At 70.2% G+C, this 561-nt stretch carries 1 protein-coding gene; it reads left to right on the forward strand.

Features of this window, described 5'->3' with window-relative positions; translation table 11 throughout:
• Positions 1–561 (forward strand): MFS transporter (locus AC1DWF_RS37450; protein WP_476843479.1); only part of this gene is annotated, 561 nt, incomplete at both ends.

Here is a 561-nt window from a genome sequence, read left to right on the forward strand (position 1 = left end):
TCCCCATGCTGCTGCAGGTCGGCTTCGGCTGGCGGCCTACGGAGGCGGGGTTCGTCGCCTTCGCGACAGCGATCGGCGCCTTCGCCATGAAGCCGCTGACGCGCCCCATCCTTCGCCGCTTCGGCTTTCGGACGGTGATCATCGGCAACGGGATGCTGGCGGTGCTCGGCGTCGCCTCGGGCGCCATGTTCACGGCGGACTGGCCGATCGCGGCGATGTTCGCGGTGCTGGCCCTGGGAGGGCTGTTCCGCTCGCTGCAGTTCACCGCGCTCAACACCCTCGCTTTCGCCGATACGACGCGGGGGCAGCTCAGCGCGGCCACGAGCTTCTACGGCACCGCGCAGCAGCTCGCGCCAGCCTTGGGCGTCGTGCTGGCGACGGCCTCGCTGGAACTGGCCCGCCATGTGACCGGCCATGCCGTGCTGCGGCCCGCCGACTTCACGGCTGCCTTCCTCGTTGCCGCCGTCGTCGTGGCGACATCGATCCCCTTTGCCCTGGGCCTCGCGAAGGATGTGGGCTCGGAGGTCAGCGGCAAGGGGCTTTTGGCGGCCAAGGCGGTCA

The sequence above is a fragment of the Aminobacter sp. P4_D5 genome (assembly GCF_056401815.1).